Source organism: Hyphomonas sp. (genome assembly GCF_037969335.1).
Classification (GTDB): domain Bacteria; phylum Pseudomonadota; class Alphaproteobacteria; order Caulobacterales; family Hyphomonadaceae; genus Hyphomonas.
In genome coordinates, this window is sequence record NZ_JBBKXE010000051.1 from 1 (window position 1) to 12,152 (window position 12,152).

Consider the following 12,152-nt stretch of genomic DNA (forward strand, 5'->3'; position numbering starts at 1 on the left):
AACCATTCCTCTGCGACAGGCCTCACAGCCTGCCTCTCGCGACACACCCGGGGCGCGGGCTGAAGACATCCCATATGCGCCCCCTACTTGGTCTTGCTCCAGGCGGGGTTTACCTTGCCGGGACTGTTACCAGCCCCGCGGTGGGCTCTTACCCCACCCTTTCACCCTTACCTCCTGCCGAAGCCGGAGGCGGTCTGCTCTCTGTGGCACTTTCCCTCGGCTCGCGCCGGGCGGATATTATCCGCCGCCTTGTCTCCCTGGAGCCCGGACTTTCCTCCAATGGCAGGTTACCCCACCACCAGCGGCTGCCCGGCCGTCTGGTCATTGTCGGGTATATAGCGCACACTGGCGCTGGCACAAAGCCTGATCGATTCCTCCCGGAGGCTGTATGCGCAACCTGATCAACCGTCTGCCGGTGCCTCAGATCATCAAGCATTGGCTGCTGATCCCGCTATGGGATGCGATGGTGCGCCTGTCCAAGCCGGAAGTGCGCATCGTGACGGGCGGGATTTCCTTCTATGCGCTGTTCTCGATCTTCCCGCTGATCTACCTGACCGTGACCCTTTTGTTCGCGCTGCTGCCAGCAGATATCAGCCGGCAATTGTCCGACACGATCGACCAGGTTCTGGTCTCGGCGGTGGCGCCCTTGTCCAAGGCAGACCTCGACACGATCCGCGGGGCGACCACGCGCAGCCTGACCCTGCGGGCCCTCGGCGCGGTTATCGTGGTGTTCTACACCGCCAGTTCCGGCGCGAAGGCGGCGATCACCGGCATCCGCATGGTCACCGGCAGCGAACGGCGCAGCAAGATCATCCGCTTCAACGGTGTCTCGATCCTGATGACAGCGCTGCTGATCCTGCTGGTCTGGATCCTTGGCGCGCTGCAATTGATGGCCTCGTTCATTACCGAGCATCAGGGCTTTGTCGCGTTTGACGTTGCCCAGCGTGTGTCGGACATCGCGTCCCAGCTCTGGCTCGGGAAGGGCCTTGCCTGCTTTGCGATGTTCTACCTGATCATTGCGCTTTCCCTGCATGGGCGGATCAAGGGACACAGGGCCAAGGCGGCTGGCGCAGCGGCCGGTGCGCTGGCCTGGATGGGCGCGACATGGGCCTTCCATGTCTATCTCAAATTCTCGGCGCTCGACTCATTCTATGGCGCGCTGGCCTCGGTCATTCTCGGATTCATCTGGCTGTCGGTATCGGTCGCGTCGCTCCTGCTTGGCGCGGCGCTGGCTGCCGAATGGGCCAGTCGCATACCCGAAGAGGGGCTCGCCGCGGAAGAGGATGAGGTGGACGGCGACGTGCTGGCCTAGACGCCTGGCTCTTGTCGCCCGCCGAGGTCCCGCACACTTCGGATCAGGTTGCGTGTCTGGAAATCGGCCTCACCCGAGAGGTGGCCTGGACGCCAGCGACGCTGGAAAGCCAGCACGGTCAGTCCGGTCGCATCATCGTAGGTGCCTGTAATAGACAAGCCATATCCGATGCGCGTCAGGTCTTCCTGCAGGCTGCTGACCGCCTCGCCACCAGCGCCAGCGCGCAAAGGGGTGCCTGATTCCTGATCGATTGCGGCAGTCGGCCAGAGGCCGATGCCAGACGCCGCCAGACGCGCCCACGGGAAATGTTCGCCCGGATCGGTCTTGCGGGCCGGGGCAATGTCGGAATGGGCCACGATACGGGACTGGGGGATATCATGGTTTGCAAGGATGCTGTGGCAGAGGGCGATGACGGCGTTGATCTGGACGTCCGGATACGGGGGAAGGGTGCCATCCGCCAGGGGCACGTCATGGCCACCATTGACGATTTCCACGCCGATGGATCGCGAGTTCAGGTCGTCGTCGCCCTGCCAGCTGGAGACGCCGGCATGCCAGGCGCGCTTGTCCTCACCGACGAGCTGGACGATGCGGCCGTCCTCCCAGACCATGTAATGGGCCGAGACTTCCGATGCCGGATCGCGCATGCGGGCGAGGGCTGCGTCGCCGCTGTCCATGCCGGTATAGTGCAGGACCAGCATGTCGACCGGGAACTTGCGGTCGTTGAAATTGGGGCTGGGTGCGAGATCGACCTGCATCAGCTGTCTCCGGGGCCGATTTTCTTGCCGAAGGCCGCCTCTGGCATGCGATAATTGGGCCGGACGGCGATCACGAATACGCCCGTCAGCGAGATCACCGAGCCGAGCACGAGGCGCGCGGTGATTGGCTCGTTGAGCAGGACGATGCCGAAGATGACGCCCCAGATCGGTGTCATCAATGTGAGCGGTGACAGGAGCGAGACGTCATATTTCTTGATCAGCGTGTAGAAGGCGCCGTGTCCGAAGATGGACACACCGACAATCGCGAACAGGCTGGCAAGGATGACGGGCCAACCGCCGGCCATGTAGCGTTCGATCTGGTTTGTTTCGAACAGGCTGGAGACGAGGAAAAGGGGCAGGAAGCTGAACAGGCCGACCCAAGCCTGCATCTGCATCCCGCTGATCGGCGACATGCGCTTCATCAGGATGCCGCCGGCCGATCCGATGAAGGCCGAAGCGACGATATAAAGCAGGCCGACCGAAACGCCGAAACTGCCCGGGTCGACCGCAATCAGCACGACGCCGGCAAAGGCGAGCATGATGCCCAGCCCGCGCCGCCAGCCAATCGTCTCACCCAGGAAGGCCATGCTCATCAGCGTCGAGATCGGCACGCCAAGCTGGCCCGTGACGGCTGCGGCGGAGGCTTCGGCCTGCTGCAAGCCCATGAACAGGAGGGCGAAATTCAGGGAGCCGATCAGCATCGCGATGATGAACAGCATTTTGAGATCGGCGGGCTTCGGCTTCAGGAACGGAATCAGGAACAGCGCCACGCCGGTAAAGCGCACGGCGGCAAAGAACAAAGGCGGCACGCCGACATCCGCAACGACCCAGCGGGTCAGAACGATGTTGAGTCCCCAGACGAGGCAGACGGCAAAGAGAAGCAGGAAGTCGCGGAAAGCCATGCCAGCCCGATATCAGGCTTTGGCGGCAAAGGGCAGGGATTTTAGCCTTGCCCTGACGCAATGTCAGACGCCGAGACGATTGACTGGAATCTTCAGGTAGACCTGACCATCCTCTTCCGGTGGGGGCATGGCGCCACCGCGGATATTGACCTGCAGGGATGGCAGGATCAGGCGCGGGGCACCCAGCGTCGCGTCACGCGCCTTGCGCATCGCAACGAACGCGTCTTCGTCCACGCCTTCGTGCACATGGACATTGGCCGCGCGCTGTTCGGCGACCGTGGTTTCCCAGGCTGGATGGTCGCGTCCCGTGGGCAGGTAGTCATGGCCAACGAAAACACGGGTTTCCGGCGGTAGGTCCAGGATGCGTTGTATCGAGCGGTAGAGCGTCGCCGCATCGCCGCCCGGAAAGTCGGCCCGGGCCGTGCCGTAGTCCGGCATGAACAATGTGTCGCCGACAAAGGCGGCATCATCGATGATATAGGTGACGCAGGCTGGCGTGTGACCCGGTGTATGCATCACGCGAACGGTCAGGTCGCCCAGAGCGAACGTCTGGCCATCATCGAAGAGTTCATCGAAGGCGCCGCCATTGGGGCAGACATCGGTGGCGTGGAACATGGAGGAAAAGACCCGCTGCACTTCCGTGATGCGCGCACCGATTCCCACCCTGGCGCCGGTCACTTCGTGGATATGGTGGGTGGCTGAAAGATGGTCGGCATGGGCGTGGGTGTCGAGCGCCCAGACGACCTTGAGGCCGAGATCGCGCGCCGTCTCGAGTATCGCATCCACTGACGCCGTCGTGAGGCGTGCGGCATGCGGTTCATAATCGAGCACGGGGTCGATGATCGCCGCGTCACGGGTCTCCGGATCCCACACGAGATAGGTCACCGTCGATGTCTTGTCGTCGAAGAAGGCTTTGATCTGGGGCATGGGAGTTTCCTTTCCTTCCTTATATATTAGTGATTGCTAATTTAACAAGACATAATATATTGACCCCATGATTGCTTCACTTCTCGATCCCGAACGGTTCAAGGACAAGGCCGCCGAGGCGGCAGGCCTGCTGCGCAGCATGGCCAATCCACACCGGTTGATGATCCTCTGCCGTCTTGGCGATACGGAAATGTCGGTCGGCGAATTGCGCGAGGGCACCGCCCTGTCGCAATCCTCGCTGTCACAGCATCTTGGCGTGTTGCGCCAGGAAGGACTGGTGCGTACGCGCCGACAGGGGCAGTCGATTTTCTATTCGATTGCCGACCCGGCCGCGATTCGCGTGATCACGACGCTGGCGACCATCTATTGCCCGGAAATCCTGGCCGAGGCGCAAGAGATTGCCGGACCGAAGGACTGTTTCGCGGGATGTCCCTTTGTTCTGGATGGGAATTCGGCCAGTGTGGCGCAGGATGGGCGCAAGTCGCCCAAGCCTTGGTCGCGTCCTGCAAAGCGAGCTGGAAAATGATCGAATTGACGCCTTTTGTGATTCTTGCCGCCATTGCGAGCGGGGCGATCATTGGCGTGTTTCTGGGAACGTTTGGCGGCGGCGGTTCGGTGCTGGCGGCACCGCTCCTGCTCTATGTTGTCGGCGTTACGGATCCGCACATGGCGATTGGCACGTCAGCAGCTGCTGTGGCGGCCATCGCGCTGTTCAGCCTGATCGGCCACTGGCGCGGCGGCACAGTGAAATGGCCATGTGCGATCGTGTTTGCCCTGTCCGGTTTTGTCGGGTCGATCATCGGATCGACAATCGCAAAGCAGATAGACGGCAGCCAGCTATTGCTGGCCTTTTCGGTGGCCATGGCGGCCATTGCACTGTCGATGTTCCGCAAGCCCGCGTTTGCGGGTGACCCGGATGTGCATCTGACCCCGTCGATCACGATGCGCATCGCGCCGCTTGGCCTCGTTGTGGGCATGGCGGCAGGATTCTTCGGGATTGGTGGTGGATTCCTGATCGTGCCGGGCCTGATGCTGGCCGCCGGTATGACGATGTCGAACGCGACAGCCTCGTCGCTCGTGTCGGTGGCGCTGTTCGGCGCGGCGACGTCTGCCAATTATGCCCTGTCCGGCATGGTGGATGGGTGGCTTGTCCTGCTCTTGCTGGCTGGCGGGGCGGCGGGCGGCCTGATCGGCATCGTGATTTCCCGTGCGCTGTCCGAACGCGTGCGGACGGCACGCGTCGCCTTTGCCGTGATGATCCTGGTCGTCGCAGCCTATGTCGCGTGGAACGCAATCGGCGCCCTGACTGTTCATGCTGCGTAAATCGCGGGCAAGGCAGTCGGACTGAACAAGCTTGCTGAACTCTTGCCTTGGGGCTGATATAGGTCAGAGTTGATAAAACATGCCAGCGGGTGGGTGGCACGAACAAGAATATGGAGACGTGGGATGGGATTGATCTGGTGGATTTTGCCAGCCGTGGCGGGCGTCATTGGCCTGATGCTGCTGTTTGCCGGCTTCGGGAAACTTGCGACCCTGAAACCGCTCGCCGGTGGTTCGCGCCTGTTGTTTGGCGTCGGCTTCCTCGGGCTGGCCGGGATCGTGGCCTTTGCCGGTCTCAACCTGCAAACCTACAAGCGCCTGACTTTCGAGCGCGATGTCGCGCATATCAAATTCGCCGCCGTGGATAACGCGCCCGGCTCCTACCATGTCGATGTGACATTCTCGGATGGCCAGAAACTGCTCGAGACGACAGGTGCCCAACCGATCCTGCGCGGCGACCAGTTCGAGATCGGCGCCCAGGTCATCAAGTTCCTGCCGGTCGCGAATATGCTCGGTTATGACTCGATCTACCGGCTGGAATATCTCGAAGGCCGCGATGCGCGCCGGTTTTCCTCCGATGCGGTAACCGACGCCCAGACCAATGGCATAGCGCTGTCGCAGAACCCGGGGCTAGACGTGCACGCGCTGGCGGAAAAGGAAGGCAAGCGTTTCGGCATTGATGCGCAATATGGCTCGGCCACCTACCAGCCCATGGGTGACGGCTTCGAATATGATGTTAACATCACGCAGGACGCGCTTGTCGCCCGGCCGACCGAGGCCACGAAGACGCTGATCCAGAAGGGAACCTATCCCGGTTTCCAGTCGACGAATGGTGGCCAGAAATGAATCCCTGGGAGCGTTACGTCGTCCCGAACCTGATCGCGAGTGCCTGTGGCTCCAAGCCGATCATGAAGCAGCGGGAAAAAGTTGTTCCGAAGGCGGAGGGTCGTGTGCTTGAGCTCGGCTGCGGGTCGGGTACCAATTTCGCCATGTATGACGCCAGCAAGGTCGATCGCCTGTTTGCGCTCGAACCGTCGCAAGGCATGCTGGTCAAGGCGCGCCGCGAGGCCGGTACGCTCGGTTTCGGCAACCAGATCGAATTCCTTGAAGCAGGCGCCGAAGCCATTCCGCTGGAAGATGATTCCATCGACACGGCCGTGATCACCTTCGTGCTGTGCACGATCCCGGACTGGAAATCTGCGCTGGCCGAAACGCGGCGCGTTTTGAAGCCCGGCGGGCGGATCCTGTTTTCCGAACACGGACTGGCGCCGGATGAAGGCGTCGCCAAATGGCAGCGCCGGATCGAACCAGTGTGGAAGCCGCTGGCGGGCGGCTGTCACCTGACGCGCGACGTGACAGCGCTGTTCACGGAAGCCGGCCTCACGCTGGAAGATGTCGAAACCATGTACCTGCCATCGACGCCACGCGTGGCGGGCTTTGTCAGCTGGGGCGCTGCACGCGCGGCCTGACGAACATGCGCACACCGTCCTACCTGCCTTATCTCGCAGGAGCGCCAAGCCTTGCGCCGGGCCTGAAGCCGATTGATCCAGCCACGTGGCTGTCGCCTGACAGCGAAGCGGAAAGCTGGTTGCCTCAAAAGACCGTGTTGCTGCGAACGCATCGCGCGCAGGTATTTGCCGACACGGGCATCCCGGATGCCATCGCCGAGACGGCAGAGGCCATCTTCGCCGTCGCAGGCCCCGGCGATCCGGCCTGGGAGAGCCCGCTCGAGCAGGCGGCAGCACGAGTCTCCGACGATCTTTGCCTCCTCCTGCCGGACGATACGGGCCGATGGGTGCTGCGGGCGGCCAGCCTTGTTGCGCCGACCTTCTGGTCTCTGGCGGACAAGATCGGCCAGCCGCTGGCCGGATTGCACACAACGGTGCCTGGCGCCAATCCGGGCCTCGTCTCGCGCATTTCGCGCATGTTTGACGGCCTTGCCCCGGGCACGGTGCTCGAACGGTTCAACTGGACTGTCCAGGCCGGCTCGGCGCGTTTCACGCCGAGCAGCGAACCGCTGAAGGCAATGGCGCGGGCGGCTCCTGATGAGGCAGCGCTTGAACTGCTGCATTTTCGGGTCGAACGCCAGACGATCTCGAAATTGCCGCGGACAGGCGTCATCGTGTTCACCATCCGCACCTGTATCGATCCATTGGCGGCGGCCCTGCCGGACGCCGACCATGTGCGCGCGTTCGAGGCGGCGTGGCGTGGCATCGATCCGGCATTGGCCGACTACAAGGGCTGGCCGGTCTATGAGCGGCTGGTGCGCACCGCCCTGGCGCAGCTTGCCTGAGGCTGGCCCCTGGGTGGACGAATGGCGCGGCGCCGCCTAGATCAGGCGCGGACACGGACACACCGGAGACCGACATGAATTACTGGCTGATGAAATCCGAACCCGATGCCTGGAGCTGGCAGCAGCAGAAGGCGAAAGGCAAGGCGGGCGAGGAATGGTCCGGCATTCGCAATTATCAGGCGCGCAATTTCATGCGCGACATGAAGCTGGGCGACCAGGTGTTCTTCTATCATTCCAACAAGGGGCTGGAAGTGGTCGGCATCTGTGAAGTCAGCGCCCTCAGCGCGCCGGATTCGACGACCGATGACCCCCGCTGGGACTGTGTCCACATCCGTGCGCTGGCCGACATGCCCAAGCCGGTGTCGCTGAAAGACGTGAAGGCCAATCCGAAACTGGCCGAGATGAGCCTGGTCAAATCCTTCCGCCTGTCGGTCCAGCCAGTGCTGGCGTCCGAGTGGAAAGAGATGTGCCGGATGGGCGGGATAGACCCAAAGACGCTGAAGCCAGTCTAAGTATATCAGAGAGGCTCGTCCTTCGACTTCGCTCAGGATGAGCGCTCGGTTCGGTCTAGGCCGTCGCGAGGTCCATCGCAGCTTCGCAATGGATGCGGGCGGTGTCGTAGACGGGTAGGGGGCTGTTGGCTGCGTTCAGGACGAGCCCGATTTCCGTGCAGCCGAGGATCACGCTATCGGCCCCGCGCGCGGCGAGCGTCTGAACGATGTCGATATAGCGATGCGTCGTTACCGGCGTGACAATGCCTTTGACGAGATCGTCGAAAATGATGTGGTGGATGTCATCACGCTCGCCGGGTTCCGGCACCATGGGCGGCGCGCCAAAGGCATTGGCGAGGTAATCCGGATAGAAGGGCTCTTCCATCGTGTAGCGGGTGCCGAGCAGGGCAGGCGCGCGGCGCCCGTCAGCGCTGAGGCGCGCCGCTGTGGCGTCGATGATGTGCACGAAAGGGACCGTCAGGGCCTGCTGCAGGGGCGCAGCCACCTTGTGCATTGTATTCGTGGCGAGCAGGACCAGTCCGGCGCCTGCCTGTTCCAGCCGCTTGCCGGCGTCCGCTAGTTCGCGGCCAGCCTCGTCCCAGGCGCCCGACTGTTGCAGTGCCTGCACATGACCGAAATCCAGCGCGTCGATCATCACGCGGGCGCTGGCATTGCCGCCGGACCGGGCGCGCGCGAGTTCGCATAGCGTTTCGTAATAGATGACCGTCGAGGCTGGGCCCATCCCGCCGATGATGCCGATTGTTTTCATCCGCGATTGCCCTCCTCGAAGCCCGCAAGCGTCCATTCGGCAAATTGCGACAGGTCACCGCCGGTAAACAGGAAGCCTGCTACACCGGCAGCGCGGGCGGCCTCGATATCGGTTTGCTTGTCGCCGATCAGGAAACTCGACTCCCGCTTCACGGGAAAGTCGGCCATGGCTTTCAGCAGCATGCCGGGCTTGGGCTTGCGGTCGAAGCTGTCGCGCCGGTAGCGCGGATTTTCGCCTTCCGCGTGGTACGGGCAATAGTAGATGCGGTCGACGGCGGTGCCCTTTGCGCGGAGATGGCCCTGCATCCAGTCATGCAGCACGTGCATGTCGTGCTCGCTGTAATAGTCACGTGCGATTCCGGACTGGTTGGTGACCACGAAAACGAACCAGCCGCGGGCCTTGAAGGCCGCAATTGTCTCAATCGCACCGTCGATCCATTCAAAGTCGGAAACGCGGCTGACATAGCCCTTGTCGACGTTGATCACGCCGTCGCGGTCGAGGAAAAGAGCAGGGCGCTGATGGATCATCTCGGCGGTGTTTGCCTGTGTGCCGCCCAAGTTGCAACACCTGCCCCCGTGTCAAAACGACTGGACCTGCGCGGGAAAACGCGGTTGTCTCCCCACTGAAGGGCCGACAAGAGCCCTCAACCAAGACCCATGGGAGGGCAAAATCTATGGAACAATATCTACCGCTCATTCTGAGCGCCGTCGGTGGCACGGTGCTCGGTCCAATCATTGCGAAGCTGACTGGTGGCAGTGGCACCGGCGGAATCGTCGGCGGGATTATCGGTGGCCTTGGCGCGCATTTCGGCCTTGATGCAGCTGGCATACAAGTGCTGGGCGATGCCGCAGCCGGGGCGACGTCGCCCATGAACATCATTAACAGCCTGCTCGAAGGCGGCGTTGGTGGTGGTGTGCTCGGCGTGATCGCCGGCATGGTCATGAAGAACAAAGGCTAGCGCCTTCGCGCTCTGACACGATTTCAATCAAATACCTGGCGATCCGGCCTTGGCCGGGTCGCCTTTTCTATTCGGCTGCCGCCGGGAGGGCGTCCCGGTTTTCGCGAACCCCGCGCATGAACGGCACGATGGCAAGCAGGGTCAGCAGCGCCGACAGGAGGAAGGCGGCGCCGCCAAACCGGAACGGCGCGCTGTCATGCGTGAAGTAGTAGAGTATGCCATTCATCGCGAGCGGACCGACGATCATCGCCAGGGAATTCAGGCTCGAACTCGCCCCCTGCAATTCGCCCTGCGCATTGCGCGGTGTCAGGGTCGACATCAGCGAGTTGATCGCCGGACCCGTCACGCCGCCCAGCGCGCCAATCGGGATGATCGCATAGACGATCCAGGCCTGTCCGGCAAAGGCATAGGCGAACAGGCAAAGCACGCTGACCGACATGCCCAGCAAGGCGGTGCGCACGGTGCCGATCCGGTTCAGGATCAGCCCCATGAGGCCCGCCTGCACGACAGCGGCGCCGACGCCGACAAGGCCAAGCGAGAAGCCGATCTCCTTGGGGCTCCAGTCATAGCGGATTTCGCCATGCACCGACCATGTCGCCGGGAAGACAGTGTGCGCGAGAAAGTAAATGCCTGCAGCCAGCAGGAACCATGAAACCTGGGGCAGCTTGGAAAAGTGCTTGGCAGCGCCGAACGGATTGGCGCGCTTGAATGCGAAGGGCCGACGGTGCGCCTTGTCCAGCGATTCCGGCAGCACGAAGAAGCCATAGCAGAAATTCACTGCCGCGAGGCCCGCAGCGGCGAAGAAGGGCGCCCGCGGGCTGATCTCGCCCAGGAAGCCGCCGATGACCGGGCCGAACACGAAGCCAAAGCCGAACGCTGCGCCGATCATGCCAAAGGCGCGGCCCCGGTCCTTGGGCTCGGTCACGTCCGCGATATAGGCATTGGCGGTCGAATAGGTTGCGCCGGAAATGCCGGACAGGGCCCGCCCGATGAAGAGCAGCCAGATCGATCCGGCAAACCCCATGATGATGAAGTCGATGGCGAGCGTACCAATTGAAACGAGCAGGACGAGACGGCGTCCGAAATGGTCTGACAGGGCCCCGACGGTCGGTCCGAACAGGAAGTTCATCAGCGCGTAGGTGGCCGCCAGCAGGCCGAGCCAGAGCGTCGCGTCTTCCGGCGGCACATGCATCATATCCTGGATCAGGCTCGGGATGACGGGAATGATCAGGCCGAAGGCCAGCATGTCGATGGCAACGGTCACCAGAACGAAGAGAAACGCGTTCTTGCCGTGTTTCCGGAGGGCAGGGGTATCGGTCATGCCCACGCTTTGGGAGGGAATGCAGGAAAGGTCAATCGCGTCGCGTCAGGCTTGCACCAAATCCCGTGGGCCGTCAGTTTGACGGCGCCCGGGCGTCGCCCAGAAATTCCCGTGGGCATTGCAGGAGAGGCATCAGGCCATGGCAGAGGGTATTCCGGTCACGCGAATGGACGTTGTGGCGTCACGGATTGCAGAGATCCGTGACTCTGTGCGCGCCACCACGCATCTGGGCGGCGGGCCGGAGGCATCGCGCCTGGCGCAAGCTGGCGACGCGCCCGCTTTCCTCGTCTTCCTGTCTGACCCGGCCGTGCACGCGCCGATCTATTCCCTGCCGCGCCCCCTGACCGAAGCGAACGTGCTGGCGTTCATCGAGGATCACCTTGCCCAGCGCGCGGCGGGCGAAGGCCTGCTGTTCGTGCGCGACGACGGCGAGGGGAGGATCCTCGGCTATAGCGATATACAGGTCTGGCCCGAGTGGGCGGCGGGCGAACTGGGCGGTGCGCTCCACCCGTCGCAGCATCGTCAGGGCCGGGGCACACGCGGCGCGGCAGAGAGCTTCACCTGGATGTTCGATTCACTGCGCCTCAATCTGATCTGCGAAACAGCGAGCCGCGAGAACACGGCGACGCAGCGCATGCTGGACGGGCTCGGGTTCGCGCGGAAAGGCGAGGTTGAGAGCACCCGCCCGGACGGCACGACGCGCGCCTCCCTAGTGTGGGAAATGACGCGGGATGACTGGTTCCACCTGCATCCGGCCTGAGCGTCAGAAGCTGCCGTGACGGCCCTTGCCTTTTGTGAAGGCGGTCGCACCCTTCAGAGTCTCGCGGGATTTCAACACGTCGAGGCCGCCTTCGACTTCCGCCTTCAGCGCGCTGTCCATCATTGGCGCATGGCCGACAGGCGGTCGGCACGCAGGCAGGTTTGCGGGAAGGCCGCGATGTCGCTTGCGAGCTGGATGGCGCGGTCGAGCGCCTTGCCGGCGGGGGCGGCATAATTGGCCAGTCCGATGGCGAGCGCTTCGTCCGGGCCAACCTCGCGGCCGGTGAGGACCAGGTCCATGGCGCGCGAGGCGCCGAGTCCGACGCGACGCGCAGGTCGCACCAG

Annotated in this window: 16 protein-coding genes and 1 other RNA gene; 9 read left to right on the plus strand and 8 right to left on the minus strand. The window is 63.0% G+C overall.

The window, feature by feature from the left end:
* Positions 1–321: RNase P RNA component class A (gene rnpB, locus AADA04_RS03975), an RNA gene on the minus strand; the annotation flags it as partial.
* A gap of 67 nt (positions 322–388) precedes the next feature.
* On the opposite strand from rnpB, the gene AADA04_RS03980 reads away from it, so the two are divergent.
* On the plus strand, positions 389–1,312 hold the full coding sequence (locus AADA04_RS03980; RefSeq protein WP_340691944.1) for a YhjD/YihY/BrkB family envelope integrity protein: 924 nt from the start codon (positions 389–391) through the stop codon (positions 1,310–1,312).
* Here AADA04_RS03980 and AADA04_RS03985 read toward each other — a convergent pair.
* The 3 genes from AADA04_RS03985 to AADA04_RS03995 form a co-directional block, all read right to left on the minus strand.
* Positions 1,309–2,067 (minus strand): N-acetylmuramoyl-L-alanine amidase, encoded by a 759-nt coding sequence (locus tag AADA04_RS03985; protein WP_340691945.1) that lies wholly within the window; start codon positions 2,065–2,067, stop codon positions 1,309–1,311. The genes AADA04_RS03980 and AADA04_RS03985 overlap by 4 nt on opposite strands.
* Positions 2,067–2,969, minus strand: a complete 903-nt coding sequence (locus tag AADA04_RS03990) for a DMT family transporter (RefSeq protein ID WP_340691946.1) — start codon at positions 2,967–2,969, stop codon at positions 2,067–2,069. The genes AADA04_RS03985 and AADA04_RS03990 overlap by 1 nt, the downstream gene beginning before the upstream one ends.
* 63 nt (positions 2,970–3,032) lie before the next feature.
* Positions 3,033–3,896 (minus strand): MBL fold metallo-hydrolase, encoded by an 864-nt coding sequence (locus AADA04_RS03995; RefSeq protein ID WP_340691947.1) that lies wholly within the window; start codon positions 3,894–3,896, stop codon positions 3,033–3,035.
* A 67-nt stretch (positions 3,897–3,963) separates the two neighbouring features.
* On the opposite strand from AADA04_RS03995, the gene AADA04_RS04000 reads away from it, so the two are divergent.
* The 6 genes from AADA04_RS04000 to AADA04_RS04025 all read left to right on the plus strand — a co-directional run bounded on the left by AADA04_RS04000 (position 3,964) and on the right by AADA04_RS04025 (position 8,021).
* On the plus strand, positions 3,964–4,422 hold the full coding sequence (locus AADA04_RS04000) for a metalloregulator ArsR/SmtB family transcription factor (RefSeq protein ID WP_340691948.1): 459 nt from the start codon (positions 3,964–3,966) through the stop codon (positions 4,420–4,422).
* Positions 4,419–5,219 carry a sulfite exporter TauE/SafE family protein gene (locus AADA04_RS04005; protein ID WP_340691949.1) on the plus strand — a complete coding sequence of 267 codons (801 nt, stop codon included), beginning with the start codon at positions 4,419–4,421 and terminating at the stop codon, positions 5,217–5,219. Before AADA04_RS04000 ends, AADA04_RS04005 begins: the two co-directional genes overlap by 4 nt.
* 123 nt (positions 5,220–5,342) lie before the next feature.
* Positions 5,343–6,062: a hypothetical protein gene (locus tag AADA04_RS04010; RefSeq protein WP_340691950.1), complete on the plus strand. Its 720-nt coding sequence runs from the start codon at positions 5,343–5,345 to the stop codon at positions 6,060–6,062.
* A complete protein-coding gene (locus tag AADA04_RS04015) occupies positions 6,059–6,685 on the plus strand; it encodes a methyltransferase domain-containing protein (RefSeq protein WP_340691951.1) in 627 nt (208 codons plus the stop codon). The genes AADA04_RS04010 and AADA04_RS04015 overlap by 4 nt, the downstream gene beginning before the upstream one ends.
* 5 nt (positions 6,686–6,690) lie before the next feature.
* Entirely contained in the window at positions 6,691–7,509 is an 819-nt protein-coding gene (locus AADA04_RS04020; RefSeq protein ID WP_340691952.1) for a heme-dependent oxidative N-demethylase subunit alpha family protein, read from the plus strand.
* Between the two features lie 74 nt (positions 7,510–7,583).
* Positions 7,584–8,021 carry an EVE domain-containing protein gene (locus tag AADA04_RS04025; protein ID WP_340691953.1) on the plus strand — a complete coding sequence of 146 codons (438 nt, stop codon included), beginning with the start codon at positions 7,584–7,586 and terminating at the stop codon, positions 8,019–8,021.
* Positions 8,022–8,076: 55 nt separating this feature from the next.
* On the opposite strand, the gene AADA04_RS04030 is transcribed toward AADA04_RS04025, so the two are convergent.
* Entirely contained in the window at positions 8,077–8,769 is a 693-nt protein-coding gene (locus AADA04_RS04030; RefSeq protein ID WP_340691954.1) for an aspartate/glutamate racemase family protein, read from the minus strand.
* Positions 8,766–9,326, minus strand: a complete 561-nt coding sequence (locus AADA04_RS04035) for an HAD family hydrolase (protein WP_340691955.1) — start codon at positions 9,324–9,326, stop codon at positions 8,766–8,768. Before AADA04_RS04035 ends, AADA04_RS04030 begins: the two co-directional genes overlap by 4 nt.
* Positions 9,327–9,442: 116 nt before the next feature.
* Here AADA04_RS04035 and AADA04_RS04040 point away from each other — a divergent pair, with 116 nt between their 5' ends.
* A complete protein-coding gene (locus tag AADA04_RS04040; RefSeq protein ID WP_340691956.1) occupies positions 9,443–9,727 on the plus strand; it encodes a hypothetical protein in 285 nt (94 codons plus the stop codon).
* A gap of 67 nt (positions 9,728–9,794) precedes the next feature.
* Here the strand turns inward: AADA04_RS04040 and AADA04_RS04045 are convergent, their stop codons facing one another.
* Positions 9,795–11,048, minus strand: coding sequence for a TCR/Tet family MFS transporter (locus AADA04_RS04045; RefSeq protein ID WP_340691957.1), 1,254 nt, complete (start codon positions 11,046–11,048; stop codon positions 9,795–9,797).
* Between the two features lie 139 nt (positions 11,049–11,187).
* Here AADA04_RS04045 and AADA04_RS04050 point away from each other — a divergent pair, with 139 nt between their 5' ends.
* Positions 11,188–11,808, plus strand: coding sequence for a GNAT family N-acetyltransferase (locus AADA04_RS04050; protein ID WP_340691958.1), 621 nt, complete (start codon positions 11,188–11,190; stop codon positions 11,806–11,808).
* 119 nt (positions 11,809–11,927) lie between these two features.
* Here AADA04_RS04050 and AADA04_RS04055 read toward each other — a convergent pair.
* Positions 11,928–12,152, minus strand: a 225-nt coding sequence (locus AADA04_RS04055; protein WP_340691959.1) for an enoyl-CoA hydratase-related protein, incomplete at its 5' end; no start/stop codon positions are given.

What these genes read in the sequence shown, in the direction of transcription:
- AADA04_RS03980 (WP_340691944.1), top strand. Translation starts at nt 389, where the DNA reads ATGCGCAACCTGATCAACCGTCTGCCGGTGCCTCAGATCATCAAGCAT.
- AADA04_RS03985 (WP_340691945.1), bottom strand. Translation starts at nt 2,067, where the DNA reads ATGCAGGTCGATCTCGCACCCAGCCCCAATTTCAACGACCGCAAGTTC.
- AADA04_RS03990 (WP_340691946.1), bottom strand. Translation starts at nt 2,969, where the DNA reads ATGGCTTTCCGCGACTTCCTGCTTCTCTTTGCCGTCTGCCTCGTCTGG.
- AADA04_RS03995 (WP_340691947.1), bottom strand. Translation starts at nt 3,896, where the DNA reads ATGCCCCAGATCAAAGCCTTCTTCGACGACAAGACATCGACGGTGACC.
- AADA04_RS04000 (WP_340691948.1), top strand. Translation starts at nt 3,964, where the DNA reads ATGATTGCTTCACTTCTCGATCCCGAACGGTTCAAGGACAAGGCCGCC.
- AADA04_RS04005 (WP_340691949.1), top strand. Translation starts at nt 4,419, where the DNA reads ATGATCGAATTGACGCCTTTTGTGATTCTTGCCGCCATTGCGAGCGGG.
- AADA04_RS04010 (WP_340691950.1), top strand. Translation starts at nt 5,343, where the DNA reads ATGGGATTGATCTGGTGGATTTTGCCAGCCGTGGCGGGCGTCATTGGC.
- AADA04_RS04015 (WP_340691951.1), top strand. Translation starts at nt 6,059, where the DNA reads ATGAATCCCTGGGAGCGTTACGTCGTCCCGAACCTGATCGCGAGTGCC.
- AADA04_RS04020 (WP_340691952.1), top strand. Translation starts at nt 6,691, where the DNA reads ATGCGCACACCGTCCTACCTGCCTTATCTCGCAGGAGCGCCAAGCCTT.
- AADA04_RS04025 (WP_340691953.1), top strand. Translation starts at nt 7,584, where the DNA reads ATGAATTACTGGCTGATGAAATCCGAACCCGATGCCTGGAGCTGGCAG.
- AADA04_RS04030 (WP_340691954.1), bottom strand. Translation starts at nt 8,769, where the DNA reads ATGAAAACAATCGGCATCATCGGCGGGATGGGCCCAGCCTCGACGGTC.
- AADA04_RS04040 (WP_340691956.1), top strand. Translation starts at nt 9,443, where the DNA reads ATGGAACAATATCTACCGCTCATTCTGAGCGCCGTCGGTGGCACGGTG.
- AADA04_RS04045 (WP_340691957.1), bottom strand. Translation starts at nt 11,048, where the DNA reads ATGACCGATACCCCTGCCCTCCGGAAACACGGCAAGAACGCGTTTCTC.
- AADA04_RS04050 (WP_340691958.1), top strand. Translation starts at nt 11,188, where the DNA reads ATGGCAGAGGGTATTCCGGTCACGCGAATGGACGTTGTGGCGTCACGG.